Annotated in this window: 29 protein-coding genes and 1 tRNA gene; 18 read left to right on the top strand and 12 right to left on the bottom strand. The window is 53.5% G+C overall.

Annotation, left to right across the window (positions count from 1 at the left end):
- Positions 1-40: 40 nt before the first annotated feature.
- The 6 genes from lptB to ABIE11_RS18740 are packed head-to-tail and all read right to left on the bottom strand — an operon-like array spanning position 41 to position 4,426.
- Complete coding sequence (gene lptB / locus ABIE11_RS18765) at positions 41-766, bottom strand: LPS export ABC transporter ATP-binding protein (RefSeq protein WP_100778727.1); 726 nt, start codon at positions 764-766, stop codon at positions 41-43.
- A 6-nt stretch (positions 767-772) separates the two neighbouring features.
- Positions 773-1,327, bottom strand: coding sequence for a lipopolysaccharide ABC transporter substrate-binding protein LptA (lptA, locus tag ABIE11_RS18760; RefSeq protein WP_100778728.1), 555 nt, complete (start codon positions 1,325-1,327; stop codon positions 773-775).
- Positions 1,296-1,871, bottom strand: a complete 576-nt coding sequence (gene lptC / locus ABIE11_RS18755) for an LPS export ABC transporter periplasmic protein LptC (RefSeq protein WP_100778729.1) — start codon at positions 1,869-1,871, stop codon at positions 1,296-1,298. Before lptC ends, lptA begins: the two co-directional genes overlap by 32 nt.
- Positions 1,868-2,434, bottom strand: coding sequence for a 3-deoxy-manno-octulosonate-8-phosphatase KdsC (gene kdsC, locus ABIE11_RS18750; protein ID WP_102105492.1), 567 nt, complete (start codon positions 2,432-2,434; stop codon positions 1,868-1,870). Before kdsC ends, lptC begins: the two co-directional genes overlap by 4 nt.
- Positions 2,435-2,448: 14 nt before the next feature.
- Complete coding sequence (gene kdsD, locus ABIE11_RS18745; RefSeq protein ID WP_100778731.1) at positions 2,449-3,435, bottom strand: arabinose-5-phosphate isomerase KdsD; 987 nt, start codon at positions 3,433-3,435, stop codon at positions 2,449-2,451.
- A gap of 13 nt (positions 3,436-3,448) precedes the next feature.
- The gene (locus tag ABIE11_RS18740; protein WP_102105490.1) at positions 3,449-4,426 is read right to left on the bottom strand and encodes a calcium/sodium antiporter; all 978 of its coding nucleotides are present in this window, start codon (positions 4,424-4,426) and stop codon (positions 3,449-3,451) included.
- Positions 4,427-4,653: 227 nt separating this feature from the next.
- On the opposite strand from ABIE11_RS18740, the gene mlaF reads away from it, so the two are divergent.
- The 7 genes from mlaF (at position 4,654) to murA (ending at position 9,446) form a co-directional block, all read left to right on the top strand.
- Positions 4,654-5,466 (top strand): phospholipid ABC transporter ATP-binding protein MlaF, encoded by an 813-nt coding sequence (gene mlaF / locus ABIE11_RS18735; protein ID WP_100778733.1) that lies wholly within the window; start codon positions 4,654-4,656, stop codon positions 5,464-5,466.
- A gap of 7 nt (positions 5,467-5,473) precedes the next feature.
- Positions 5,474-6,256: a lipid asymmetry maintenance ABC transporter permease subunit MlaE gene (mlaE, locus tag ABIE11_RS18730; RefSeq protein WP_100778734.1), complete on the top strand. Its 783-nt coding sequence runs from the start codon at positions 5,474-5,476 to the stop codon at positions 6,254-6,256.
- A 4-nt stretch (positions 6,257-6,260) separates the two neighbouring features.
- Positions 6,261-6,824 carry an outer membrane lipid asymmetry maintenance protein MlaD gene (mlaD, locus tag ABIE11_RS18725; RefSeq protein WP_100780811.1) on the top strand — a complete coding sequence of 188 codons (564 nt, stop codon included), beginning with the start codon at positions 6,261-6,263 and terminating at the stop codon, positions 6,822-6,824.
- Between the two features lie 3 nt (positions 6,825-6,827).
- On the top strand, positions 6,828-7,463 hold the full coding sequence (gene mlaC / locus ABIE11_RS18720; RefSeq protein ID WP_100778735.1) for a phospholipid-binding protein MlaC: 636 nt from the start codon (positions 6,828-6,830) through the stop codon (positions 7,461-7,463).
- The gene (mlaB, locus tag ABIE11_RS18715) at positions 7,463-7,756 is read left to right on the top strand and encodes a lipid asymmetry maintenance protein MlaB (protein ID WP_107702763.1); all 294 of its coding nucleotides are present in this window, start codon (positions 7,463-7,465) and stop codon (positions 7,754-7,756) included. The genes mlaC and mlaB overlap by 1 nt, the downstream gene beginning before the upstream one ends.
- Positions 7,757-7,881: 125 nt before the next feature.
- Positions 7,882-8,136, top strand: a complete 255-nt coding sequence (gene ibaG / locus ABIE11_RS18710; RefSeq protein WP_100778737.1) for a BolA family iron metabolism protein IbaG — start codon at positions 7,882-7,884, stop codon at positions 8,134-8,136.
- Positions 8,137-8,186: 50 nt separating this feature from the next.
- On the top strand, positions 8,187-9,446 hold the full coding sequence (murA, locus tag ABIE11_RS18705) for a UDP-N-acetylglucosamine 1-carboxyvinyltransferase (protein WP_107702764.1): 1,260 nt from the start codon (positions 8,187-8,189) through the stop codon (positions 9,444-9,446).
- A 63-nt stretch (positions 9,447-9,509) separates the two neighbouring features.
- Here the strand turns inward: murA and sfsB are convergent, their stop codons facing one another.
- Together sfsB and ispB are read right to left on the bottom strand one after the other, a co-directional pair.
- Positions 9,510-9,797: a DNA-binding transcriptional regulator SfsB gene (sfsB, locus tag ABIE11_RS18700; protein ID WP_100778739.1), complete on the bottom strand. Its 288-nt coding sequence runs from the start codon at positions 9,795-9,797 to the stop codon at positions 9,510-9,512.
- A 226-nt stretch (positions 9,798-10,023) separates the two neighbouring features.
- Positions 10,024-10,995, bottom strand: a complete 972-nt coding sequence (gene ispB / locus ABIE11_RS18695) for an octaprenyl diphosphate synthase (protein WP_102105489.1) — start codon at positions 10,993-10,995, stop codon at positions 10,024-10,026.
- 257 nt (positions 10,996-11,252) lie between these two features.
- On the opposite strand from ispB, the gene rplU reads away from it, so the two are divergent.
- The 4 genes from rplU (at position 11,253) to cgtA (ending at position 14,096) form a co-directional block, all read left to right on the top strand.
- On the top strand, positions 11,253-11,564 hold the full coding sequence (gene rplU, locus ABIE11_RS18690; RefSeq protein WP_095284390.1) for a 50S ribosomal protein L21: 312 nt from the start codon (positions 11,253-11,255) through the stop codon (positions 11,562-11,564).
- 19 nt (positions 11,565-11,583) lie between these two features.
- The gene (gene rpmA, locus ABIE11_RS18685; RefSeq protein WP_004385076.1) at positions 11,584-11,841 is read left to right on the top strand and encodes a 50S ribosomal protein L27; all 258 of its coding nucleotides are present in this window, start codon (positions 11,584-11,586) and stop codon (positions 11,839-11,841) included.
- Positions 11,842-11,936: 95 nt separating this feature from the next.
- Positions 11,937-12,902: a DMT family transporter gene (locus tag ABIE11_RS18680; protein ID WP_100778741.1), complete on the top strand. Its 966-nt coding sequence runs from the start codon at positions 11,937-11,939 to the stop codon at positions 12,900-12,902.
- A gap of 15 nt (positions 12,903-12,917) precedes the next feature.
- A complete protein-coding gene (gene cgtA, locus ABIE11_RS18675; protein WP_100778742.1) occupies positions 12,918-14,096 on the top strand; it encodes an Obg family GTPase CgtA in 1,179 nt (392 codons plus the stop codon).
- A gap of 36 nt (positions 14,097-14,132) precedes the next feature.
- On the opposite strand, the gene pmrB is transcribed toward cgtA, so the two are convergent.
- The 3 genes from pmrB to dacB are packed head-to-tail and all read right to left on the bottom strand — an operon-like array spanning position 14,133 to position 17,271.
- Entirely contained in the window at positions 14,133-15,176 is a 1,044-nt protein-coding gene (gene pmrB / locus ABIE11_RS18670; RefSeq protein WP_371973316.1) for a two-component system sensor histidine kinase PmrB, read from the bottom strand.
- Positions 15,173-15,835 (bottom strand): two-component system response regulator PmrA, encoded by a 663-nt coding sequence (pmrA, locus tag ABIE11_RS18665; protein ID WP_429185108.1) that lies wholly within the window; start codon positions 15,833-15,835, stop codon positions 15,173-15,175. Before pmrA ends, pmrB begins: the two co-directional genes overlap by 4 nt.
- Before the next feature lie 2 nt (positions 15,836-15,837).
- Complete coding sequence (gene dacB, locus ABIE11_RS18660) at positions 15,838-17,271, bottom strand: serine-type D-Ala-D-Ala carboxypeptidase (protein ID WP_100778745.1); 1,434 nt, start codon at positions 17,269-17,271, stop codon at positions 15,838-15,840.
- A gap of 246 nt (positions 17,272-17,517) precedes the next feature.
- On the opposite strand from dacB, the gene greA reads away from it, so the two are divergent.
- On the top strand, positions 17,518-17,994 hold the full coding sequence (gene greA / locus ABIE11_RS18655; protein ID WP_100778746.1) for a transcription elongation factor GreA: 477 nt from the start codon (positions 17,518-17,520) through the stop codon (positions 17,992-17,994).
- Between the two features lie 151 nt (positions 17,995-18,145).
- On the opposite strand, the gene yhbY is transcribed toward greA, so the two are convergent.
- Positions 18,146-18,439 (bottom strand): ribosome assembly RNA-binding protein YhbY, encoded by a 294-nt coding sequence (gene yhbY / locus ABIE11_RS18650; protein WP_095283563.1) that lies wholly within the window; start codon positions 18,437-18,439, stop codon positions 18,146-18,148.
- Between the two features lie 126 nt (positions 18,440-18,565).
- Between yhbY and rlmE the strand changes: the two genes are divergently transcribed.
- From rlmE to ABIE11_RS18620, 6 genes are all read left to right on the top strand, one after another.
- Positions 18,566-19,192, top strand: coding sequence for a 23S rRNA (uridine(2552)-2'-O)-methyltransferase RlmE (gene rlmE / locus ABIE11_RS18645; RefSeq protein WP_100778747.1), 627 nt, complete (start codon positions 18,566-18,568; stop codon positions 19,190-19,192).
- A 102-nt stretch (positions 19,193-19,294) separates the two neighbouring features.
- A complete protein-coding gene (ftsH, locus tag ABIE11_RS18640; protein WP_100778748.1) occupies positions 19,295-21,229 on the top strand; it encodes an ATP-dependent zinc metalloprotease FtsH in 1,935 nt (644 codons plus the stop codon).
- Between the two features lie 96 nt (positions 21,230-21,325).
- Positions 21,326-22,174 carry a dihydropteroate synthase gene (folP, locus tag ABIE11_RS18635; protein WP_100778749.1) on the top strand — a complete coding sequence of 283 codons (849 nt, stop codon included), beginning with the start codon at positions 21,326-21,328 and terminating at the stop codon, positions 22,172-22,174.
- On the top strand, positions 22,167-23,504 hold the full coding sequence (glmM, locus tag ABIE11_RS18630) for a phosphoglucosamine mutase (RefSeq protein ID WP_100778750.1): 1,338 nt from the start codon (positions 22,167-22,169) through the stop codon (positions 23,502-23,504). The genes folP and glmM overlap by 8 nt, the downstream gene beginning before the upstream one ends.
- 224 nt (positions 23,505-23,728) lie before the next feature.
- The gene (gene secG / locus ABIE11_RS18625; RefSeq protein WP_100778751.1) at positions 23,729-24,061 is read left to right on the top strand and encodes a preprotein translocase subunit SecG; all 333 of its coding nucleotides are present in this window, start codon (positions 23,729-23,731) and stop codon (positions 24,059-24,061) included.
- Between the two features lie 9 nt (positions 24,062-24,070).
- Positions 24,071-24,157: transfer RNA gene (locus tag ABIE11_RS18620), tRNA-Leu, on the top strand.
- Positions 24,158-24,178: the final 21 nt, after the last annotated feature.

The raw sequence follows: 24,178 nt of genomic DNA, 5'->3' as shown, positions 1-24,178 counted from the left end.
GCGTTTTTCCCCGCTTTGGCGTGACTTAACCTCTACCCTATCAGAGTCTGAAGTCTTCCCCAAGGTACACACGCTTCACATGCTCGTCTTCGAGGATTTCGAGTGGCGTGCCGTGGGCGATTAAATGGCCCTGGCTGACGATATAAGCGCGTTCACAAACTGCCAGCGTTTCACGTACGTTGTGGTCCGTGATGAGCACACCGAGGCCGCTGTCGCGCAAATGCTCGATAATACGTTTGATGTCGATGACGGAGATAGGGTCAACGCCCGCAAAAGGTTCATCCAGCAGGATAAATTTTGGATTCGCGGCAAGCGCACGGGCGATTTCCACGCGGCGGCGTTCACCACCGGACAGCGCCTGGCCGAGGCTGTCACGCAGATGTTCGATGTGGAACTCTTCCATCAGCTCGTTGGCACGATCCTGACGCTGCTCGGAGGTCAAATCGTCACGGATTTGCAGCACAGCCATCAGGTTGTCGAACACGCTCAGACGACGGAAAATCGACGCTTCCTGCGGCAGATAGCCAATACCACGACGTGCGCGCGCATGCAGTGGCAGCAGGCTGATGTCTTCATCATCAATGATAATGTTGCCCGCATCGCGTGAAACGATGCCGACCACCATGTAAAAGGTGGTGGTTTTGCCCGCACCGTTTGGGCCTAACAGGCCCACGATTTCGCCGGAGTTTACGGTCAGACTGACATCTTCCACGACGCGGCGGCCTTTATAGGCTTTGGCGAGGTTCTTTGCAGTTAATGTTGCCATAACGAATTAGTTACTCTTTTTCTGTGCCGGGGCCTGGTCTTTGTTCTTGTCCTGCAGCTGAGACGGAACCAGAACGGTAGTGACGCGCTTACCTTTTTCGCTGAAAGCCTGCATTTTCTGCTCTTTCACCAGATAAGTGATCTTATCGCCTGTGATGTTGCTATCCAGCTGTTCCAGATAGGCATTGCCGGTCAGGATGACGAGATCTTTAGCCAGCTCGTAGTGCATATGAGAGGCGCGGCCTTTCACCGGCTTGCCGTTATCCTGCATCTGATAGAAGGTGGCCGGATTACCGTAGCCATCAATAATCTCTTTGCCCTGCTCGCCGCCCGGACGGGTGACAACCACTTTGTCGGCATTGATTTTGATTGTGCCCTGGGTCATGACGACGTTGCCGGTAAAGGTCACGACGTTACCCTGCATATCAAGCGACTGAGTGTCAGATTCGATATGGATAGGCTGCTCAGTGTCGCCCGTAACAGCAAGCGCGGGGAGACTGGCGGCCAGCAGCGCGCTGGCAATGATAAAGTTAAGGCTGAGTTTGTTTGTTTTGAATTTCATAGGAGGTTCTAACCTTTTCAATCAGCTCGGCGTTTTTGCTGCGTAAGTTCCCGCGCATTCTTAGACCGCTGGAATTAAATGTTGTGCCGTATAACGTCACCAGATCCTGAGACGTGACATCCTGGGTGACCAGGTTGATCTGGGCATTATCCGTAGTAATTTTGCGCAGTTGAGAATCTGGCGTCAGGGCGTTGACTTCAACATGACCATACAAATAAAGCATACGGTCATTCGTCAATTTTGCTCTGTCAGATTTAATCGACCACGTTGGAATTTTGTTGGTATCAAATGTGGTCATCACCGGCCGGGTGAACCACGAGATGCCATCATCGGAAAAATACTCTACATGCTGCGCAATCAGGCGATAGTTCAGGGCGCCTTCAGGGCTGTAAACCACGGTGTCGCTGTGGTCGCTTTTGTAGGTTGGATCATTGGTGCTGACCACTTCATCCGGCGTGTCGTCCTGGTCGGCGAGATTCACGCCAATCAGAACCAGTACGGCCAGTGAAAGCAGAATGATAACCCAACGTCTGGTTTTACTCATATCGATTGCCCTTTGGCCTCATCAAGCTTGCCCTGCGCCAGCAGTAACAAATCGCAGACTTCACGAACGGCGCCGCGACCGCCGTTGATCCGGGTGACATAGTCAGCGCGCGGAATCAGCAAAGGATGGGCATCCGCCACGGCGATGCTCAACCCGACTTCAGCCATGACCGGCCAGTCGATCAGATCGTCTCCAACGTAGGCGACGTTTTCAGGGGCGATGGCAAGCTTCGCCAGCAAATCCCGGAACGCGACCATTTTGTCGGATTGCCCCTGATACAAATGGGTAATGCCTAATGTTTCGCAGCGATCTTCTACCAGTTTAGCCTTACGCCCGGTGATGATAGCAACTTCGATGCCGGATGTGATCGCACAGCGAATTCCGTAGCCGTCGCGCACGTTGAATGCCTTCAGCTCTTCGCCGTTATTGCCCATAAAAATTAAGCCATCGGACAGCACACCATCCACATCCAGAATAAGCAGACGGATGTTTTCCGCCTTTGCCATCATCTGCGTACTGACCGGGCCATAACAGGTTGCAAGGGATGCACCCGCATTACTCATTGTCTTATCCTTCATTACACTACGCCTGCGCGCAGAAGATCATGCATATGTACCACACCCAGCAGTTGGTCGCCATCGGCAACCATGGCTGAGGTAATATGACGGGACTGCATCAGGTTCAAAACTTCCACCGCCAGCGTACCAGGCCGGACCCGAATTCCGCCGGGAGTCATTACATCTGCAATGCCCAGCGTGCGCACGTCAACGCCCATATCGAAGACGCGACGCAAATCACCGTCGGTGAAGATCCCTTCGATCTTCATCAGGTCGTCGCAAATGACCGTCATTCCGAGATTTTTACGGGTGATTTCCAGCAGCGCATCACGCAGCGAGGCATCTTTGCTGACGTGCGGGATTTCCGCGCCGGTGTGCATAATATCATTCACGCGCAGCAGAAGTTTACGTCCGAGCGCGCCGCCTGGGTGAGAGAGGGCAAAATCTTCGGGGGTAAAGCCACGTGCTTCGAGCAGCGCCACGGCGAGGGCATCGCCCATCACCAGCGCCGCAGTGGTGCTGGATGTCGGCGCCAGGCCGAGCGGGCAGGCCTCTTGCGGGACTTTCACGCACAGGTGAATATCCGCCGCGCGCGCCATGCTGCTCTCCGGGCGACTGGTCATGCAAATGAGGGGAACGTGCAGGCGCTTGAGCACCGGGATCAGCGCCAGGATTTCGTTGGATTCACCGGAGTTAGACAGCGCAATCACCACGTCCTGCGGCGTGACCATTCCGAGATCGCCATGGGCGGCTTCACCCGGATGGACGAAGAAGGACGACGTGCCGGTACTGGCGAAGGTCGCGGCCATTTTACGACCGATGTGACCGGATTTGCCCATTCCCATCACCACGACTTTACCGGTGCAGGCGGCAATTTGCTCACATGCCTGGCTAAAGTCTTGATTTATGTATTGATCTAACTGCGCCAGACCTTCACGTTCAATCTCCAGAACTTTTTTGCCTGCTTTCTGAAAGTCAAAACCCGGCTGCAATTCTATTTGCGACATAATGCGTTTCCGTTTACCCAGAGAGAAGAGGCGACAGCCAGTACAGCATCGCCATCCATACGATAAAACCACCTGTCAGCAAGGCACCCGCCCCTTTGCCTATTTGCTGCTTCCGCCGCCAGCAGAGCAGGGCGAAAATCACGCTGACGAACAGCATCACACCGTAATCGCGGGAGAAGGCCAGCGGATTAAATGCCCCTGGCGCAATCAGCGCGGGTAAACCCATAACGATAGCGATGTTGAAGATATTCGAGCCAATGATATTGCCAATTGCGATATCACCTTCGCCTTTCCGTGCGCCCGCGATCGCCGTGGCCAGTTCTGGCAGGCTGGTACCGATCGCAATTACCGTCAGGCCAATCGTCAGTTCGCTAATCGCGAAGTAGTTGGCCAGTACTGTGGCGTTGTCGACGACCATGCGGGTGGCCATCGGCATAATAATCAGCGCCACGCCGAGCCACAGCAAGGCAACGGGCAGGGTGCCTTCACGCGGAAGTTCAGCCACCTGCTCACGCGTCAGGCTATCATTCCCCTGTTTTTCCGCCAGCCGGGCAATCTTGACGATATAGAGCAGCCAGATGATCGCCAGCGCCAGCAGTAAAATACCGTCGTCGAAGGTCAGTTGCCCATCATAAAGCACATAGCCTGCCAGCAGGCTGACAATTAACATTAGCGGCAATTCGCGGCGCAGAACATCAGAATCCACGCGAAATGGATGCAGCAGTGCGGCAAGGCCAAGGATCAATAAAATATTAACGATATTCGAGCCGATCGCGGTACCAATGGCGAGATCGACCTGGCCATGGAGCGACGCGGAAACAGAGACAATAATTTCCGGAAGCGATGTGCCGACGCTCACCACCGTCATGCCAATAATCAGCGGCGGTATCCCAAAGAGTCTGCACAGGATGGATGCGGCGAAAACCAAACGGTCAGCACTGTAGACCACCAGAAGTAAACCAATTATTAACAGTGCCGTTGCTAAAAGCATCAAAAATCCTTTATTCAGGTATACTCGCCGGTCCACTGAGAATGAATCTCTGGCGCCGCATGCAGTCTGTAGACGTAACGAATTCCTAATTTTGACTTTATGCGCCGGAAAAGTAAAACAAATGCCAGCTTTCGCTAACCTGAGCGGATAATTATCTGCAAAAATGTCGGGTTTAAGGCTGAATTAAGCGCCATGCTTAACCTTGATGGGAAAGAAAGGAACGTTAAATGAGCCAAACGATGGCGAATTTAGTCGACGTCCGTGACGTCAGCTTCTCGCGCGCTAACCGATTGATATTCGAAAACATCACGCTGACGGTGCCGCGGGGTAAGATCACCGCGATCATGGGGCCATCCGGTATCGGCAAAACCACACTGCTGCGTCTGATTGGTGGTCAGATCCCACCGGACCGCGGTGAAATTCTTTTCGACGGTGAAAATGTTCCGCAGATGTCGCGCTCACGCCTGTATACCGTCCGTAAACGGATGAGCATGCTGTTTCAGTCTGGCGCGCTATTCACCGACATGAACGTCTTTGATAACGTCGCCTATCCGTTGCGCGAGCATACGCGTCTCTCCCCGGAACTGTTGAAAACGACGGTGATGATGAAGCTGGAAGCCGTGGGATTGCGCGGGGCGGCCAAACTGATGCCATCAGAGCTGTCCGGCGGGATGGCGCGTCGTGCCGCACTGGCGCGTGCGATTGCGCTCGAACCCGATTTAATCATGTTCGATGAACCTTTCGTCGGCCAGGACCCGATTACCATGGGCGTGCTGGTGAAATTGATTTCAGAACTGAACAGCTCGCTGGGTGTCACATGCATTGTGGTATCACACGATGTGCCAGAGGTACTGAGCATCGCGGATTACGCCTATATTGTGGCGGATAAAAAGATCGTCGCCCACGGCGGTGCTCAGGCGCTGCAGAACAACAGTGACCCGCGCGTTCGCCAGTTCCTCGACGGGATAGCGGATGGTCCTGTGCCGTTCCGTTATCCGGCGGGTGACTATCATCACGATTTACTGGGAATAGGGAGTTAAGCCGCTGATGCTGTTAAATGCGTTGGCCGCCCTTGGACACCGTGGCATAAAAACCATCAGGACGTTCGGGCGTGCCGGGTTGATGTTGTTCAATGCGCTGGTGGGTAAGCCGGAATTCCGCAAACACTCCCCGTTGCTGATTCGTCAGCTCTATAATGTCGGCGTACTGTCGATGCTGATTATCATCGTGTCGGGTCTGTTTATCGGCATGGTGCTGGGGCTGCAGGGCTATCTGGTGCTGACCACCTACAGTGCAGAAACCAGTCTCGGTATGCTGGTGGCGCTTTCGCTCCTGCGTGAGCTTGGCCCGGTGGTGGCGGCACTGTTATTCGCCGGCCGCGCCGGTTCCGCGTTAACCGCCGAAATTGGCCTGATGCGCGCGACGGAACAGCTCTCCAGTATGGAGATGATGGCGGTCGACCCGCTGCGCCGCGTGATCTCGCCGCGTTTCTGGGCGGGGGTGATCTCTCTGCCGCTGCTGACCATACTGTTTGTCGCCGTCGGTATCTGGGGCGGTTCATTAGTTGGCGTGCAGTGGAAAGGGATTGATGCTGGTTTCTTCTGGTCTGCAATGCAGGATGCCGTCGATCTGCGCATGGACCTGGTGAACTGCCTGATTAAGAGCGCGGTATTCGCCGTGACTGTGACCTGGATTGCGTTGTTCAACGGATATGACGCGATACCAACTTCTGAGGGCATCAGTCGCGCGACAACGCGTACTGTGGTTCATTCGTCGCTGGCCGTTCTTGGCCTGGATTTTGTGCTCACCGCACTGATGTTTGGGAATTGAGTTCATGCAAACAAGAAAAAGTGAAATTTGGGTAGGTGTGTTTCTGCTGCTGGCGCTTCTGGCTGCGCTGTTTATCTGTCTCAGAGCGGCGGATATCACCTCCATTCGGACTGAACCCACTTATCGTCTCTATGCGACCTTCGATAATATCGGTGGTCTGAAAGCCCGTTCGCCGGTGCGCATCGGCGGTGTGGTGATTGGCCGCGTTTCAGACATCACGCTGGATGAAAAGACCTATCTGCCACGCGTCGAAATGGATATCGAAGAGCGCTACAACCACATTCCGGACACCAGTTCGCTGTCTATTCGCACGTCCGGTCTGCTGGGCGAGCAATACCTGGCGCTGAACGTCGGCTTTGAAGATCCTGAGCTGGGAACGTCTATTCTTAAAGACGGCGGCGTGATTCAGGATACGAAGTCAGCCATGGTGCTTGAAGATATGATTGGTCAGTTCCTTTACAGCGGTAAAGGAGATGATAAGAAATCAGACGATACCTCTGCACAGAGTGAAGGCCAAACTGACGTCGCGCCGACCCCTGGCACGACGAATTCATCTCAGGAGAAGTAATTCATGATTAAACGACTGTTAATGGTTGCCATGCTGGTGATTGCCCCGTTGAGTGCAGCTGTTGCTGCGGATCAGAGCAACCCCTATAAACTGATGGATGAGGCGGCGCAGAAGACCTTTGATCGCCTGAAAAACGAGCAACCTAAAATTCGTGCAAACCCGGATTACCTGCGTGATGTGGTGGATCAGGAATTGCTGCCGTATGTGCAGGTGAAATATGCGGGGGCGCTGGTGCTGGGCCGCTATTACAAAGATGCGACTCCTGCGCAGCGCGATGCTTACTTTGCCGCTTTCCGTGAATACCTGAAACAGGCGTACGGCCAGGCGCTGGCAATGTACCACGGCCAGACCTATCAAATTGCTCCGGAACAACCGCTGGGTGACGCGACCATCGTACCGATTCGTGTGACCATTATCGATCCGAACGGCCGTCCTCCGGTGCGCCTGGATTTCCAGTGGCGTAAAAACTCCCAGACGGGCAACTGGCAGGCCTATGACATGATCGCCGAAGGGGTGAGCATGATCACGACCAAACAGAACGAGTGGAGCGATCTGCTGCGTACTAAAGGTATTGATGGCCTGACCGCACAGCTGAAATCGATCTCCAGCCAGAAAATTTCTCTGGACGAGAAAAAGTAATGACGCAGCCATTTAGCTGGTCGCGTGAAGGCGACAAACTCGCGCTGTCCGGTGAACTTGACCAGGATTTGCTGAACCCCCTGTGGGATGTGCGTCGTGACATCATGCAGGGCGTTAAGCTTATCGATTTAACCCACGTTACCCGCGTGGATACGGCAGGCGTTGCGCTGCTGGTCCATCTGGTGGCTGAAGGTAAAAAGCTGGGCCAGGCGGTCACGTTAAGCGGGGTCAGCGAAAAGGTGCTGACGCTGGTGCAGCTCTATAATCTGCCCGAAGACGTTTTACCTCGTTAATATTTTCAGTGCGTTACTTCTGAAAGCCTCGACTGTTTCATCGTCGGGGCTTTTTGCCTGTTTAAGCCTGCGTCACTTTGCTCTAAGATGTTGGGCTTGTTTCACTACCCGATGATTTAGAACCCATGGAAAATCATGAAATCCAGACAGTGCTGATGAACGCACTCTCCCTTCAGGAAGTCCACGTCACTGGCGATGGCAGTCACTTTCAGGTTATTGCTGTGGGTGAGATTTTCGACGGCATGAGCCGTGTGAAAAAACAGCAGGCTGTCTACGCGCCGCTGATGGAATACATTGCAGATAATCGCATTCACGCTCTGTCGATCAAAGCGTATACCCCGCAAGAGTGGGAACGCGATCGCAAGCTAAACGGTTTTTGAGCTGAGGGTCTCTAGCCCGCAGCACGGTTGAATTCATAAGAGAGCACATCATGGACAAATTTCGTGTACAGGGACCTACGCGTCTCCAGGGCGAAGTCACAATTTCCGGCGCGAAAAACGCTGCGCTGCCGATCCTCTTCGCCGCACTGCTTGCGGAAGAGCCGGTAGAAATCCAGAACGTACCGAAACTGAAAGATATCGACACCACCATGAAGTTGCTCACTCAGCTGGGCACCAAAGTGGAGCGCAATGGTTCCGTGTGGATCGATGCCAGCAACGTCAATAACTTCTCCGCACCATACGATCTGGTAAAAACCATGCGTGCATCCATCTGGGCGCTTGGCCCGCTGGTGGCTCGTTTTGGTCAGGGCCAGGTGTCTCTGCCGGGCGGCTGTGCTATCGGTGCACGTCCTGTTGACCTGCACATCTTTGGTCTGGAAAAACTGGGCGCAGAGATCAAGCTGGAAGAAGGGTACGTGAAAGCGTCCGTCAATGGCCGTCTGAAAGGCGCGCACATTGTGATGGATAAAGTGAGCGTTGGCGCGACCGTCACCATCATGTCTGCGGCGACGCTGGCTGAAGGAACTACGGTTATCGAAAACGCCGCGCGTGAGCCGGAAATCGTGGATACCGCGAACTTCCTCGTGGCGCTGGGCGCGAAGATCACCGGGCAGGGTACCGATCGCATTACCATCGAAGGCGTTGAGCGCCTGGGCGGCGGTGTGTACCGTGTTCTGCCAGACCGTATCGAGACCGGTACTTTCCTGGTTGCAGCTGCCATTTCTGGCGGCAAAATCATCTGCCGCAACGCGCAGCCGGACACGCTGGATGCGGTTCTGGCAAAACTGCGTGACGCAGGTGCGGATATCGAAATCGGGGAAGACTGGATCAGCCTGGATATGCACGGCAACCGTCCAAAAGCGGTGAACGTGCGTACGGCACCACACCCGGCTTTCCCGACGGATATGCAGGCGCAATTCACGCTGCTGAACCTGGTGGCGGAAGGGACTGGCTTCATCACTGAAACCATTTTCGAAAACCGCTTCATGCACGTACCGGAACTGATCCGTATGGGTGCACACGCAGAAATCGAGAGCAATACAGTTATCTGCCACGGTGTAGAAACGTTGTCTGGTGCGCAGGTGATGGCAACGGATTTACGTGCCTCTGCGAGCCTGGTGCTGGCGGGTTGTATTGCGGAAGGGACGACGATTGTGGATCGTATCTATCATATCGATCGCGGCTACGAGCGTATTGAAGACAAACTGCGCGCGCTGGGTGCAAATATCGAGCGTGTGAAGGGCGAGTAATCGTTCCCGCAGCCCCCTGCCAATATTGACCGGGGGGTTGCTGTTCCTGTCTGAGTCAAAGCGTCAGTTCTGGCGCTCTTTTCCCTCTGTCTTCTTGCGCATCATGCGTGTTCTGTCGATAAATTCGTGGGTAATGGGATCGTGGTAACGCGAGGGCCAGATAATCCAAGGCTGCGTTTCCAGCGCACTGGCAATGATCAACTCTCCCTTGGGCCACGGACGGGTTAACGCGTTAGCCAGCGTAGAAGAACTTAATCCACTTCGTCGCGATTCGGCTGCCAGCGATGTCCCTTTTTTGCGCAATGCGGCAATTATGTCGGCCGAATGCCAGTCGATAAATTTCTTATCCATATCCTGTCCTCTGGTTCAAATACGTCCACGTCATTTCGGCTGAACTGACATGGCGATTATACCTTCTTCGAACGGTCGTTCTAAAAAGTTCGAATAACAGGATGCAACATTCAGAATATATCAAGGCTTTATACACACGGCATGTTAGCCGAATGTGTAACGTTAGATTGGGTGTTTTTGGAACTTATTGAAACTCCCCGCGAATGCCGCGGGGAGAAAAAGGAACTTAACGATCGCGCTGAACGGCGATGTGTGCCAGCCCGATTAGCGCATCTCGCCATGGGCTGTCTGGGATAACCTGAATAGCGGCAATGGCTTTGTCGGCTTCTTCTTCTGCGCGCTGACGCGTCCAGTCCAGCGATCCACAGATCGCCATTGTTTCCAGTACGGGTTCCAGAAGATGTCTTCCGTTTCCTTGCTCGATCGCTTCGCGGATAAGCTTTGCCTGCTCTGGCGTGCCGTTACGCATTGCGTGCAGCAGCGGCAGGGTCGGTTTACCTTCGTTCAGGTCGTCTCCGACGTTTTTGCCCAGCGTTTCGCCATCGGCGCTGTAGTCGAGCAGATCGTCAATCAGCTGGAACGCGGTGCCCAGGTAGCGGCCATAATCCTGCAGACCCCGCTCCTGAGCCTCGGTGCAGCCCGCAAGAATACCGGAGCACTGAGCCGCAGCTTCAAACAGGCGCGCAGTTTTACTGTAGATGACGCGCATGTAGTTTTCTTCAGTGATGTCCGGGTCGTTGACGTTCATCAACTGGAGCACTTCGCCTTCAGCGATGACGTTCACGGCTTCAGACATCACCTCCAGCACTTTGAGCGAGCCGAGACGCGTCATCATCTGGAAGGCGCGGGTATAGATAAAATCGCCGACCAGGACGCTGGCGGCGTTGCCAAAGGCGGCGTTCGCGGTGGCTTTACCGCGACGCATATCGGATTCATCTACCACGTCATCATGCAGCAGCGTGGCTGTGTGGATAAACTCAATCAGGGCCGCGATATTGACGTGATCATTTCCCTGATAGCCAATGGCTCTCGCGGCCAGGATGGCGATCATCGGGCGAATACGTTTACCGCCGCCACTGACAATGTAATAACCCAACTGATTGATGAGTTGAACATCAGAGTTGAGTTGCTCCAGGATTGCTGCATTCACACCCGCCATATCTTGCGCGGTTAACTCGTTGATTTTTTCTAAATTCATCGCAAAAGCCGGGCTTCTTATTCTGTTTAGCGCATGACTACTGGGCTAATGAAGGTTTCGGTTTATCAATAGTATTGCTGATTGTACTGAAAAAACGGCTCAGATAAACGTTAGCGTACGCGTTGTGTTTTTTTTCTTCATGTATTGATGGTAGCACTTGTCAAAGGCTCGCGTTTTGCGTAATATTCGCGCCCTATTGTGAATATTTATAGCGCACTCTGAATCACACGAGGATGTGCGCGGAAGCGGAGTTCTATATGTACGCGGTTTTCCAAAGTGGTGGTAAACAACACCGAGTAAGCGAAGGTCAGACCATTCGCCTGGAAAAGCTGGACATCGCAACTGGCGAAGCTGTTGAGTTCGCTGAAGTTCTGATGATCGCAAACGGTGAAGAAGTCAAAATCGGCGTTCCTTTCGTTGATGGCGGCGTGATTAAAGCTGAAGTTGTTGCTCATGGTCGTGGCGAGAAAGTTAAAATCGTTAAGTTTCGTCGTCGTAAACACTACCGTAAGCAGCAGGGCCACCGTCAGTGGTTCACTGATGTGAAAATTACTGGCATCAGCGCCTAAGACCTGAGGAGAGATTTAAATGGCACATAAAAAGGCTGGCGGCTCAACTCGTAACGGTCGCGACTCAGAAGCTAAACGTCTTGGCGTTAAGCGTTTCGGTGGCGAATCTGTTCTGGCGGGTAGCATCATCGTTCGTCAACGTGGTACTAAATTCCACGCTGGCAACAACGTAGGTTGCGGTCGTGACCACACTCTGTTTGCTAAAGCAGACGGTAAAGTGAAATTTGAAGTTAAAGGCCCGAACAACCGTAAATACATCAGCATCGTTGCTGAGTAAGTTTTTCGTGGTCCGGTAACGGATTAAAGCCCCGCAACGTGTTGCGGGGCTTTTTACATTGAAAACCCGGAAAATTTTCTGCAGGGAAAACCGGCATGAAACAGCAGGCTGGCATCGGCATTCTTCTGGCACTCACTACAGCGGTGTGCTGGGGGGCGTTGCCAATTGCTATGAAGCAGGTCCTGGAAGTGATGGAACCGCCGACAGTGGTGTTTTATCGCTTTCTGATGGCCAGTATCGGCCTTGGCGCGATTCTGGCGATAAAAGGCAAACTGCCGCCGCTGCGGATTTTCCGTAAACCACGCTGGCTGGTGCTTCTGGCTATTGCGACGGGTGGTCTGTTCGGTAACTTCATTCTGTTCAGCTCTTCCTTGCAGTATTTAAGTCCCACCGCGTCTCAGGTGATTGGTCAGCTTTCACCGGTTGGCATGATGGTGGCCAGCGTCTTTATCCTCAAGGAAAAGATGCGCGGCACACAGATCATCGGGGCAATCATGTTGCTGTGTGGTCTGGTGATGTTCTTTAACACCAGCCTGATTGAGATCTTTACCCGACTGACAGATTACACCTGGGGTGTGATTTTTGGCGTCGGGGCAGCAACGGTCTGGGTGAGCTACGGCGTCGCGCAAAAGGTGTTATTGCGCAGACTTGCCTCACAGCAGATCCTCTTTTTGCTGTACACTTTGTGTACGATAGCACTACTGCCGTTGGCGAAACCGGGTGTCATTACTCAGTTAAGCGACTGGCAACTGGCGTGCCTCATTTTTTGTGGGCTTAACACGCTGGTCGGTTATGGCGCGCTGGCCGAAGCGATGGCGCGCTGGCAGGCAGCACAAGTGAGTGCCCTGATTACACTCACGCCGCTGTTTACGCTGTTATTTTCAGATTTGTTATCAATGGCCTGGCCCGATTTCTTCGTCAAACCGATGTTAAACCTGTTGGGTTATCTCGGTGCGTTTGTCGTGGTTGCGGGCGCGATGTATTCCGCCATTGGTCATCGTCTTTGGGGGCGTTGGCGCAAAAGTGAAGCGGTTGTAGTTGTCCCCCGCTCAGGCGAATGATTTACGGAGAGTAAGATGAAGTTTGTTGATGAAGCAACGATCCTGGTTGTTGCAGGTGATGGCGGTAATGGTTGCGTTAGCTTCCGCCGTGAAAAATACATTCCTCGTGGCGGCCCTGACGGCGGCGACGGTGGAGATGGTGGTGACGTGTGGTTAGAGGCGGATGAAAACCTCAACACGCTGATCGACTACCGCTTTGAAAAATCTTTCCGCGCGGAGCGTGGGCAGAATGGTCAGAGCCGCGACTGTACCGGTAAACGCGGCAAAGACGTCACCATTAAAGTGCCTGTCGGTACGCGTGTTATCGATCAGGGGACGGGCGAAACCATGGGTGACATGACCAAACACGGTCAGCGTCTGATGGTGGCAAAAGGTGGCTGGCACGGTCTGGGTAACAGCCGTTTCAAATCGTCTGTGAACCGTACTCCGCGTCAAAAAACGATGGGTACGCCGGGCGATAAACGCGATCTGCAGCTGGAACTGATGCTGCTGGCGGATGTGGGTATGCTGGGCATGCCAAACGCCGGTAAATCGACGTTCATTCGTGCGGTCTCTGCGGCGAAACCAAAAGTGGCGGATTATCCGTTTACGACCCTGGTACCAAGCCTCGGCGTTGTCCGTATGGATAACGAAAAGAGCTTTGTAGTCGCCGATATCCCTGGTCTGATTGCGGGTGCGGCTGAAGGCGCAGGCCTTGGTATTCGCTTCCTGAAACACCTTGAGCGTTGTCGTGTTCTGTTGCACCTCATCGATATCGATCCGATCGACGGTTCTGATCCGGTTGAGAATGCGCGCATCATCATCGGTGAGCTGGAGAAATACAGCGATAAGCTGGCCGCGAAACCGCGCTGGCTGGTCTTTAACAAGATCGACCTGATGGACAAAGCCGAAGCAGAAGCGAAAGCGAAAGCCATCGCTGAAGCTATGGGTTGGGAAGACAAATACTACCTGATCTCTGCGGCAAGCCAGATGGGCGTGAAAGATCTTTGCTGGGATGTGATGACGTTTATCATCGAAAACCCAGTTGCTCAGGCAGAAGAAGTGAAAGGGCCTGAGAAAGTTGAGTTTATGTGGGATGACTATCATCGCCAGCAGCTCGAAGAACAAGAAGTTGACGTCGAAGATGACGAAGACTGGGATGATGACTGGGACGAAGACGACGAAGAAGGTGTCGAATTCATCTACAAGCACTAATCCGCTAAGAAGCCCCCTCTCGAAGGGGGCTTTTTTTTAGCTCAGCGTGGAGGGCAGCCAGCAACTGGCGATTAACCCGCCCTCAGGCGCATTCTCCAGCGTCAGATTGCCGCGATGCAACTGCACGATACGCTGGACAATACTCAGCCCCAGCCCACTGCCACCAAAACGTTGGTCGAGACGACGGAACGGCTCGGTAATCGAGTGGCGATGCGCCTCGTCAATGCCTGGCCCCTGATCGATGACGCTGACCTGGGTGCCCTCGTCGTGCTCCGTTAGCGTGACGGTGATAGTCGTACCCGCCGGGCTATAGCGCGCCGCATTCTCCAGCAGATTGCGCAGCATCAATCTCAGAAGTACCGGATCGCCCTGAACGGTCAGAGAGCTTTGAAGCGGCCAAATGACGCTGTGCTCTTTCGCCTCATGCTCTAACGCCAGCGGCGCGATAATATGCTCACTCCAGTTGACCGTATCATAATGGCCGCTGGCCATTGCCTGCCCCGCTCGCGCGAGCATCAACAGCTGTTCGACGGTATGCATCAGCTGATCGATGCGATGAATCAGCGTCGCAGCCTGTGGTGAGCCTGACTGAGACATGAGTTCCAGATGAAGCCGGATGCCAGCCAGTGGCGTACGCAGCTCATGGGCCGCGTCAGCCGTGAATAAGCGCTCCTGCTTGATGGTGTGGTCCAGACGGGCAAGCAGCTGATTCAGCGACGTAGTCACCGCTCCAATCTCTTCCATATCGGAAAAAAGAGGCAGGGGAGTGAGATTATCCGCCGAGCGGTTGGCGAGACTGACGCGCAGTTTGTTTAGCGGGCGCGTAATCCAGGTGATGGCCCAGAAGGAGAAGAGCAGGGTAAAACCGACCATGACCAGCGAAGGCACCAGCAGCGAGGCTATGGCTTCGCGGATCTCCTTCTCGACATGTTGGTTGCGTGATTTTGCCGACAGGGTTTCACTCACCAGAAAGCCAATTTGCTCGCGGCTTTCGTGCCACAGCCAAATCACGCTAATCAACTGGAAAAATAACAGAATGACCGCCAGCAAAACCATCAATCGCCGACGCATGCTGTTCATTTTTGACTCTCCAGGCGATAGCCCACGCCGCGAACGGTTTTGATGCGGTCTTTACCGAGCTTGCGCCGCAGATTGTGAATATGGACCTCAAGGGTGTTTGATCCCGGATCGTCCTGCCAGGAATAGATATCCTGCTGGAGAGTTTCGCGGTGCACGGTTTGTCCGGTGCGCATAATCAGCCGCGTGAGCAGAGCGAACTCTTTCGGAGTGACTTCGACCGCCTGCGAATGACGCATCACCTGTTGGGTTTGCAAATTCAGCGTCAGATCGCCATCTGTCACCAGATTGTCACTGTGCCCCTGATAGCGACGAATCAGCGCGCGAACGCGAGCCTGTAGCTCTGCCAGGGCAAAGGGTTTCACCAGATAATCATCGGCGCCGGAGTCGAGACCATTGATTCGGTCTGCGAGGGCATCGCGCGCTGTCAGGATCAGTACCGGATTTTCAACGCCGCGGCGACGCCACAGGCTCAGCAACGTAGCGCCGTCTTTATCGGGCAGCCCTAAATCCAGGATCACCAGGCTGTACTCGCCGCTTTGAATCAGCGAGTCAGCTTCTGCCGCAGTGGCAGCACAATCAAGCGCATATCCTTCGTTGGCCAGTGCCAGCGCCAGACCTTCCTGTAATAACAGGTCGTCTTCAACAATGAGTAATTTCATCGCTAGTTATTCTGGTAGATGTCCTTGTAAAGCCTGCTTTCGAAACGTACCAGAGGGATACGGCGATTACGCTGGTCGCTCGGTTCGACGGCATAGCCGGAAAGATACTGCACAAACGCCATGCGTTGTCCGCTGGCAGTCGTAATAAAGCCTGCCAGGTTATACACCCCTTGCAGTGAACCCGTTTTGGCGGAAACTTTGCCGTCTACGCCAGCAGCGTGCAGACCCGCACGGTATTGAAGAGAACCATCGTAACCCGCGAGAGGGAGCATCGAGATAAAGTTTAGCTCAGTGTCGTGCTGCGCAATGTACTGAAGAACCTGCATCATTGTTGCAGGTGAGATCAAATTATGGCGCGAAAGGCCGGAGCCATCGACCGCAATAGTGTTACCAAGATCGATCCCCGCCTGCTGGCGCAGGATCTGGCGAACGGCATCGGAACCTGCCCGCCACGTACCGGGAACGCCAAATCGGGCATGACCGATCATGCGGAACACCGTATCGGCGATCATGTTGTCGGACTTTTTCAGCATAATCTTAAGCAGATCGTGCAGCGGCGCGGACTGTTTGCTGGCAATTACCGTGCCGGGTTCATTGGATTGCGTCTGGCGCAGTAGCGTCCCGGAATAGCTGATATTGGCCTGTTTCAGCTCATCTTTCAGAATGGCACCGGCGTAGCTGGCACCATCCTGAATAGCGAACGCCAGCGGCAGCGGGTCGGCACGCTGCGTCAGGCATCCGGTCAGGGTAAAGCGGTTCAGATCGCCAGGCACCACATCCAGCTCGCAATACTGTGCATCAGGCGAGCCTTTCGCCAGCGTGCGTACCTGGCTGAACATGGTGACGGGGTAGTAGGACGCCACGCGAATAAAGGCTAAATCATTGGCCTTAGGCGCGCTGTACAGCGAGACGGAGAAGCAGTTACGGTCGACGATTGCCGCAGATGGCGGGGCGCTAAAGCACTGAGTCATGTCGTTCCACGGCCAGCCGGGGGCTTTGTCGTGGCTGGCAAAAATGGAGGTATCGATCAGCACATTGCCGTCGATTTTCTGCACCCCGGACTTTTTCAGCACCGCGACCATATTGCGGATATCCTGGCGCTTAAAAGTCGGATCGCCGCCAAAACGGGCGATTAAATCGCCTTTCAGGACGCCGTCATCCACGCTGCCTTTGCTTTCCAGCGTGGTGGTGAAGCGGAAATCGGGCCCCAGCTGCAAGAGCGCAGCCAGAGCTGTAATCACTTTCTGTGTACTGGCGGGGAGTGCCATTTGCTGGCTGTGATAGTCAATCTCCGGCGCCTGGGCACCCACTTTTTGCACCATCAGCGCAAGGTTAGCGCCAGCTGGGAGTTGATTAATATACTCATCCACATTCGCTGCCTGGACAGTGAACGCCACACTGGTAGTCAATCCGATGATAAATCTGGAAAATCGCATAATCTCGCGCTAACAACCCGTAAACAAACCGTCATACTACGGTGCAACGCCCTGTAAAGTAAACGATGACCCATAGTGAACTTCGCGGTAAAATGCGCATCAAATTGAAAAATTGCTGCTGACCTGGAACTTTGCTTCCGGGCAGTTTTCTTTTGCTCCCGACCTGTGACACGCTTTGACGCCTGCGAGGCCGGAAGTCGGAGTGAGTGAGTCGCTCCCAACAGGAATGTTTAAGAGGTATAACAAATGCAAGCTATTCCGATGACCTTACGTGGTGCCGAAAAACTGCGCGAAGAACTGGATTTTCTGAAATCTGTTCGCCGTCCTGAAATCATCGCCGCAATCGCGGATGCGCGCGAGCATGGCGACCTGAAAGAGAACGCGGAGTATCACGCCGCGCGCGAACAGCAAGGCTTTTGTGAAGGCCGTATCAAAGATATTGAAGCGAAACTGTCGAATGCACAGGTGATCGATATCAGCAAAATCCCGAACAATGGCCGCGTGATTTTTGGTTCCACCGTGACGGTGCTGAACCTGGACAATGACGAAGAGCAGGCTTACCGCATTGTGGGCGATGACGAGGCAGACTTTAAACAGAACCTCATCTCCGTTAACTCGCCGATTGCCCGTGGTCTGATTGGCAAAGAGCAGGACGATGTGGTGGTTATCCGCACGCCAGGCGGCGAAGTAGAGTACGAAATTATTAAGGTCGAATACCTGTAATTCGCATCTCACCGCAGTTGTTGATACATTGTAAAGAAAGGAAAAAGGCCGCATAGCGGCCTTTTATCAACTCACGGAGCATGGCATTTTGCTCACCTGCTATTGGAAATCCCTCGTTTTACACTGAAAAAGTGTTCGATTCAGGATATTCTTAGCGTGGCAGCGAGATTTTACGCTCTTTAGACGGGCGGTAGAGCACCAGCGTTTTACCGATAACCTGTACATTACAGGCACCGGTATTGCGCACGATAGCTTCCACGATCAGGGTTTTCGTGTCTCTGTCTTCAGAGGCAATTTTCACCTTAATCAGCTCGTGGTGCTCCAGCGCTTGTTCGATCTCGGCAAGCACCCCTTCGGTCAAACCATTGTTGCCAAGCATGACTACAGGCTTGAGTGGATGTGCCAGACCTTTAAGGTGCTGTTTTTGTTTAGTACTCAGATTCATCGTATATTTTTGCTTACGTTGGGATTGAAAACGGTTCATTCTACCGCCATCTCCCTTATATCGCCAAATAGCTGCGTAGAAATTTACGTCAAAGGCAGGTTACGATGAACCAGGACGGAAAGTTAAATGACAGGTAAAAAGCGTTCTGCCAGCTCCAGCCGCTGGCTCCAGGAACACTTTAGCGATAAATATGTTCTTCAGGCACAGAAAAAGGGGTTACGTTCCCGTGCCTGGTTTAAACTTGATGAAATACAGCAAAGTGACAAACTCTTTAAACCGGGAATGACGATTGTTGACCTCGGTGCGGCACCTGGCGGATGGTCACAGTACGCTGTGACACAAATTGGTGGCCAGGGGCGAATCATCGCATGCGATCTTTTACCAATGGATCCGATTGTCGGTGTTGACTTCCTTCAGGGCGATTTTCGTGATGAATTAGTCCTGAAAGCATTACTCGAACGTGTAGGTGACAGTAAAGTTCAGGTTGTCATGTCTGATATGGCGCCAAATATGTGCGGAACACCGGCGGTGGATATTCCCCGTTCCATGTATCTGGTTGAACTTGCGTTAGAAATGTGTCGTGATGTTCTAGCGCCTGGTGGTAGTTTTGTAGTGAAGGTGTTCCAGGGCGAAGGTTTCGAGGAGTATCTTAAGGAAATTCGCTCCCTGTTTGCGAAGGTGAAAGTTCGTAAGCCGGACTCTTCCCGTGCTCGTTCACGTGAAGTGTATATTGTAGCGACCGGGCGGAAATGATAACCGGCTGACTTCGGACGAACGTTCGAAAGACACTGGATAGAGAGTCTCCTGACGCTGTTTTTAACACAGTTGTAATATGAGGTTAATCCCTTGAGTGACATGGCGAAAAACCTAATACTCTGGCTGGTCATTGCCGTTGTGCTGATGTCAGTGTTCCAGAGCTTTGGGCCCAGCGAGTCGAATGGCCGCAAGGTGGATTATTCTACCTTCCTGCAAGAGGTCAATCAGGACCAGGTTCGCGAAGCGCGTATCAACGGACGTGAGATCAACGTTACCAAGAAAGATAGTAACCGTTACACGACTTACATCCCGGTGAACGATCCTAAGCTGCTTGATAACCTTCTGACTAAAAACGTCAAGGTGGTAGGTGAGCCGCCTGAAGAGCCAAGCCTGCTGGCTTCTATCTTCATTTCCTGGTTCCCGATGCTGCTGCTTATCGGTGTCTGGATCTTCTTCATGCGCCAAATGCAGGGCGGCGGTGGCAAAGGCGCCATGTCGTTCGGTAAGAGCAAAGCGCGTATGCTTACGGAAGATCAGATCAAGACCACGTTTGCCGACGTCGCAGGTTGTGACGAAGCAAAAGAAGAAGTGGCGGAACTGGTTGAATACCTGCGTGAGCCGAGCCGTTTCCAGAAACTGGGCGGTAAGATCCCGAAAGGCGTTCTGATGGTTGGTCCTCCGGGTACCGGTAAAACCCTGCTGGCGAAAGCCATTGCGGGTGAAGCGAAAGTCCCGTTCTTTACCATTTCAGGTTCTGACTTCGTTGAAATGTTCGTGGGTGTCGGTGCATCTCGTGTGCGTGACATGTTCGAGCAGGCTAAGAAGGCAGCACCGTGCATTATCTTCATCGATGAAATCGATGCCGTAGGCCGCCAGCGTGGCGCGGGTCTGGGCGGCGGTCATGATGAACGTGAACAGACTCTGAACCAGATGTTGGTTGAGATGGACGGCTTCGAAGGTAACGAAGGTATCATCGTTATCGCGGCGACTAACCGTCCAGACGTACTTGACCCTGCGCTGCTGCGTCCGGGCCGTTTCGACCGTCAGGTTGTGGTCGGTCTGCCGGATGTTCGTGGTCGTGAACAGATCCTTAAAGTCCACATGCGTCGCGTACCGCTGTCTCCGGACATCGATGCGGCAATCATCGCACGTGGTACGCCGGGCTTCTCCGGTGCTGACCTGGCAAACCTGGTCAACGAAGCAGCGCTGTTTGCCGCTCGCGGTAACAAACGCGTCGTGTCGATGGTGGAGTTCGAGAAAGCGAAAGACAAAATCATGATGGGTGCGGAACGTCGCTCCATGGTGATGACTGAAGCGCAGAAAGAGTCCACGGCATACCACGAAGCGGGCCATGCGATTATTGGTCGTCTGGTACCGGAACACGATCCGGTGCATAAAGTGACCATTATCCCGCGCGGTCGCGCACTGGGTGTGACCTTCTTCCTGCCGGAAGGCGATGCGATTAGCGCCAGCCGTCAGAAACTGGAAAGCCAAATTTCGACCCTGTACGGCGGTCGTCTGGCTGAAGAGATTATCTACGGTGTGGAGCATGTTTCTACCGGTGCGTCTAACGACATCAAAGTCGCGACTAACCTGGCACGTAACATGGTTACTCAGTGGGGCTTCTCCGACAAACTCGGTCCGCTGCTGTACGCGGAAGAGGAAGGCGAAGTGTTCCTGGGCCGCTCTGTAGCGAAAGCGAAACACATGTCCGATGAAACCGCGCGTATCATCGATCAGGAAGTGAAGGCACTGGTTGAACGTAACTATGGCCGCGCACGTGAAATCCTGAATGACAACCTGGACATTCTGCACTCAATGAAAGATGCGCTCATGAAATATGAGACCATTGATGCTCCGCAGATTGACGACCTGATGGCTCGCCGCGAAGTGCGTCCACCAGCAGGCTGGGAAGATCCAGGCGCTTCCAATAATTCTGACAACAATGGCACCCCGCGTGCACCGCGTCCGGTCGATGAACCGCGTACGCCAAATCCGGGCAATACCATGTCAGAACAGTTAGGCGACAAATAAGTCACCGCTGAAGATGTATTTATCTTCACCTGAAACCCTGGAGCTTGCTCCGGGGTTTTTCTTATCTGCATAACTCAAAATACCAGGGATTTAGCCATGAAACTTTTCGCCCAGGACACGACTCTCGATCTCTCACATCCCCATGTGATGGGCATCCTGAACGTTACCCCTGACTCCTTTTCCGACGGCGGCACGCATAACACGCTTATTGACGCGGTGAAGCATGCCAATCTGATGATCAATGCAGGCGCAACGATTATTGATATCGGCGGCGAATCGACGCGCCCCGGTGCGGCGGACGTGAGTGTGGAAGAAGAGTTATCACGCGTGATCCCGGTGGTTGAGGCTATCGCCCAGCGCTTTGAAGTCTGGATCTCCGTCGACACCTCTAAGCCGGAAGTTATTCGTGAATCGGCGAGAGTGGGTGCTCACATCATTAATGATATTCGCTCTCTGTCTGAGCCTGGTGCTCTTGAGGCTGCCGCAGAAACCGGTTTGCCGGTCTGCCTGATGCACATGCAGGGCCAGCCAAAAACGATGCAGGAAGCTCCAAAATATTCTGATGTGTTCGCGGACGTGAATCGCTACTTTATTGAGCAAATCGCGCGCTGTGAGCGTGCCGGTATCGCAAAAGAGAAATTGCTGCTCGACCCGGGATTCGGTTTCGGTAAAAATCTCTCCCATAACTATGAGCTGCTTGCACGCTTATCGGAATTTCACCATTTTGGCTTGCCGTTGCTGGTCGGGATGTCGCGAAAAACCATGGTCGGGCAATTGCTGAATGTTGGCCCGAGCGAACGTCTGAGCGGCAGCCTTGCGTGCGCGGTGATCGCGGCTATGCAAGGTGCTCACATTATTCGCGTCCATGACGTCAAAGAGACAGTAGAAGCTATGCGTGTGGTTGAAGCCACATTGTCAGCGAAGGAAAACAAACGCTATGAGTAATCGTAAATATTTTGGCACCGATGGTATCCGTGGGCGCGTGGGTGATGCACCTATTACTCCTGAATTTGTGCTTAAGTTGGGTTGGGCGGCAGGTAAGGTATTGGCGCGTCATGGCTCGCGTAAGATCATCATCGGTAAAGACACCCGTATTTCTGGCTATATGCTGGAGTCGGCATTAGAGGCGGGGCTTTCAGCCGCCGGGCTTTCCGCTTCCTTTACCGGTCCAATGCCAACCCCTGCGGTGGCTTACCTGACGCGCACCTTCCGCGCTGAAGCCGGTATTGTGATTTCAGCCTCCCATAACCCGTTCTACGACAACGGCATCAAATTCTTCTCCATCGATGGTACCAAACTGCCGGATGAAGTCGAAGAAGCCATCGAAGCAGAAATGGAAAAAGAGCTGACCTGCGTTGACTCCTCTGAGCTGGGCAAAGCCAGCCGTATTGTGGATGCTGCGGGCCGTTACATCGAATTCTGTAAAGGCACCTTCCCGAACGAACTGAGCCTGAGCCACCTCAAAATTGTGGTCGATTGTGCCAATGGCGCGACCTACCATATTGCTCCAAACGTGTTCCGTGAACTCGGCGCTAAAGTGATTGCTATCGGCTGTGAGCCAGACGGCGTCAACATCAACGAAGAAGTGGGCGCCACTGACGTGCGCGCGCTGCAGGCCCGCGTTCTGGCTGAAAAAGCCGACCTGGGGATTGCGTTCGACGGTGATGGCGACCGCGTCATCATGGTGGATCACGAAGGCAATAAGGTCGATGGCGATCAGATCCTCTATATCATCGCCCGTGAAGGACTGCGTCAAGGCCAGCTTCGCGGTGGCGCGGTAGGTACGCTGATGAGCAACATGGGTCTCGAGCTGGCGCTGAAGCAGCTGGGTATTCCATTTGCGCGTGCTAAAGTGGGCGATCGCTATGTGCTGGAAAAATTGCAGGAAAAAGGCTGGCGCATTGGGGCTGAAAACTCCGGCCACGTGATCCTGCTCGACAAAACCACTACGGGTGACGGTATCGTCGCCAGTCTGCAGGTGGTTGCCGCGATGGTGCGTAACCATATGAGCCTGCACGATCTCTGCACCGGCATGAAAATGTTCCCGCAGATTCTGGTGAATGTTCGCTTTACCGCGGGTAAAGGCGATCCGCTAGAAAATGAGAACGTGAAAACGGTGATGGCGGAAGTCGAAGCTGCCCTCGGGAATCGTGGCCGCGTGCTGCTGCGTAAATCCGGAACTGAGCCGCTTATCCGCGTGATGGTTGAAGGTGAAGACGAGCAGCAGGTCACTGAGTTTGCTCATCGAATCGCCGATGCGGTGAAAGCTGCATAACTTTGCACAGTAAGTGTTTAAAAAGGCGACGCTTGTCGCCTTTATTTTGCCCGGTAGATGCGCTTTTGCTGTTTTTTTCCGCAGTTGATACAATGCGCTGAAATTGCCCTTGCGAAGGTCATTCGCTTTGGTTAGTATTCACACCCGCTTCAGTGGGAAACACAATTCCTGCTAAATTGGTCGAAGCATTGGTATGCGGCAACTCCGCAAGGAACAGGTTGATTATGTACGAAGCTCTTTTAGTTGTTTTCCTTATTGTAGCCATCGCTCTTGTAGCGCTGATCATGCTGCAGCAAGGTAAAGGCGCTGATATGGGAGCCTCCTTCGGAGCAGGCGCTTCCGGTACGCTGTTTGGTTCAAGTGGTTCTGCGAACTTCATGACCCGTACAACGGCTATTCTGGCTACGCTGTTCTTCATCATCAGTCTGGCGCTTGGCAATATCAATAGCAACAAGACCACAAAAGGAAGCGAGTGGGACAATCTAAGTGCTCCGTCTAAAACTGAGCAAACTCAGCCAGCTGAACCGGCTAAGCCGACCAGCGATATCCCGCACTAAGTACTCAGTACCGAGGTGGTGGAATTGGTAGACACGCTACCTTGAGGTGGTAGTGCCCTAACGGGCTTGTGGGTTCGAGTCCCATCCTCGGTACCAATATTCCAGAAAAAAGACGTC

Source organism: Lelliottia sp. 489, from assembly GCF_050435885.1.
Lineage (GTDB): Bacteria > Pseudomonadota > Gammaproteobacteria > Enterobacterales > Enterobacteriaceae > Enterobacter > Enterobacter nimipressuralis.
Note: the sequence above shows the minus strand (reverse complement) of the source record. Positions and strands in the feature narration are given on the sequence as shown.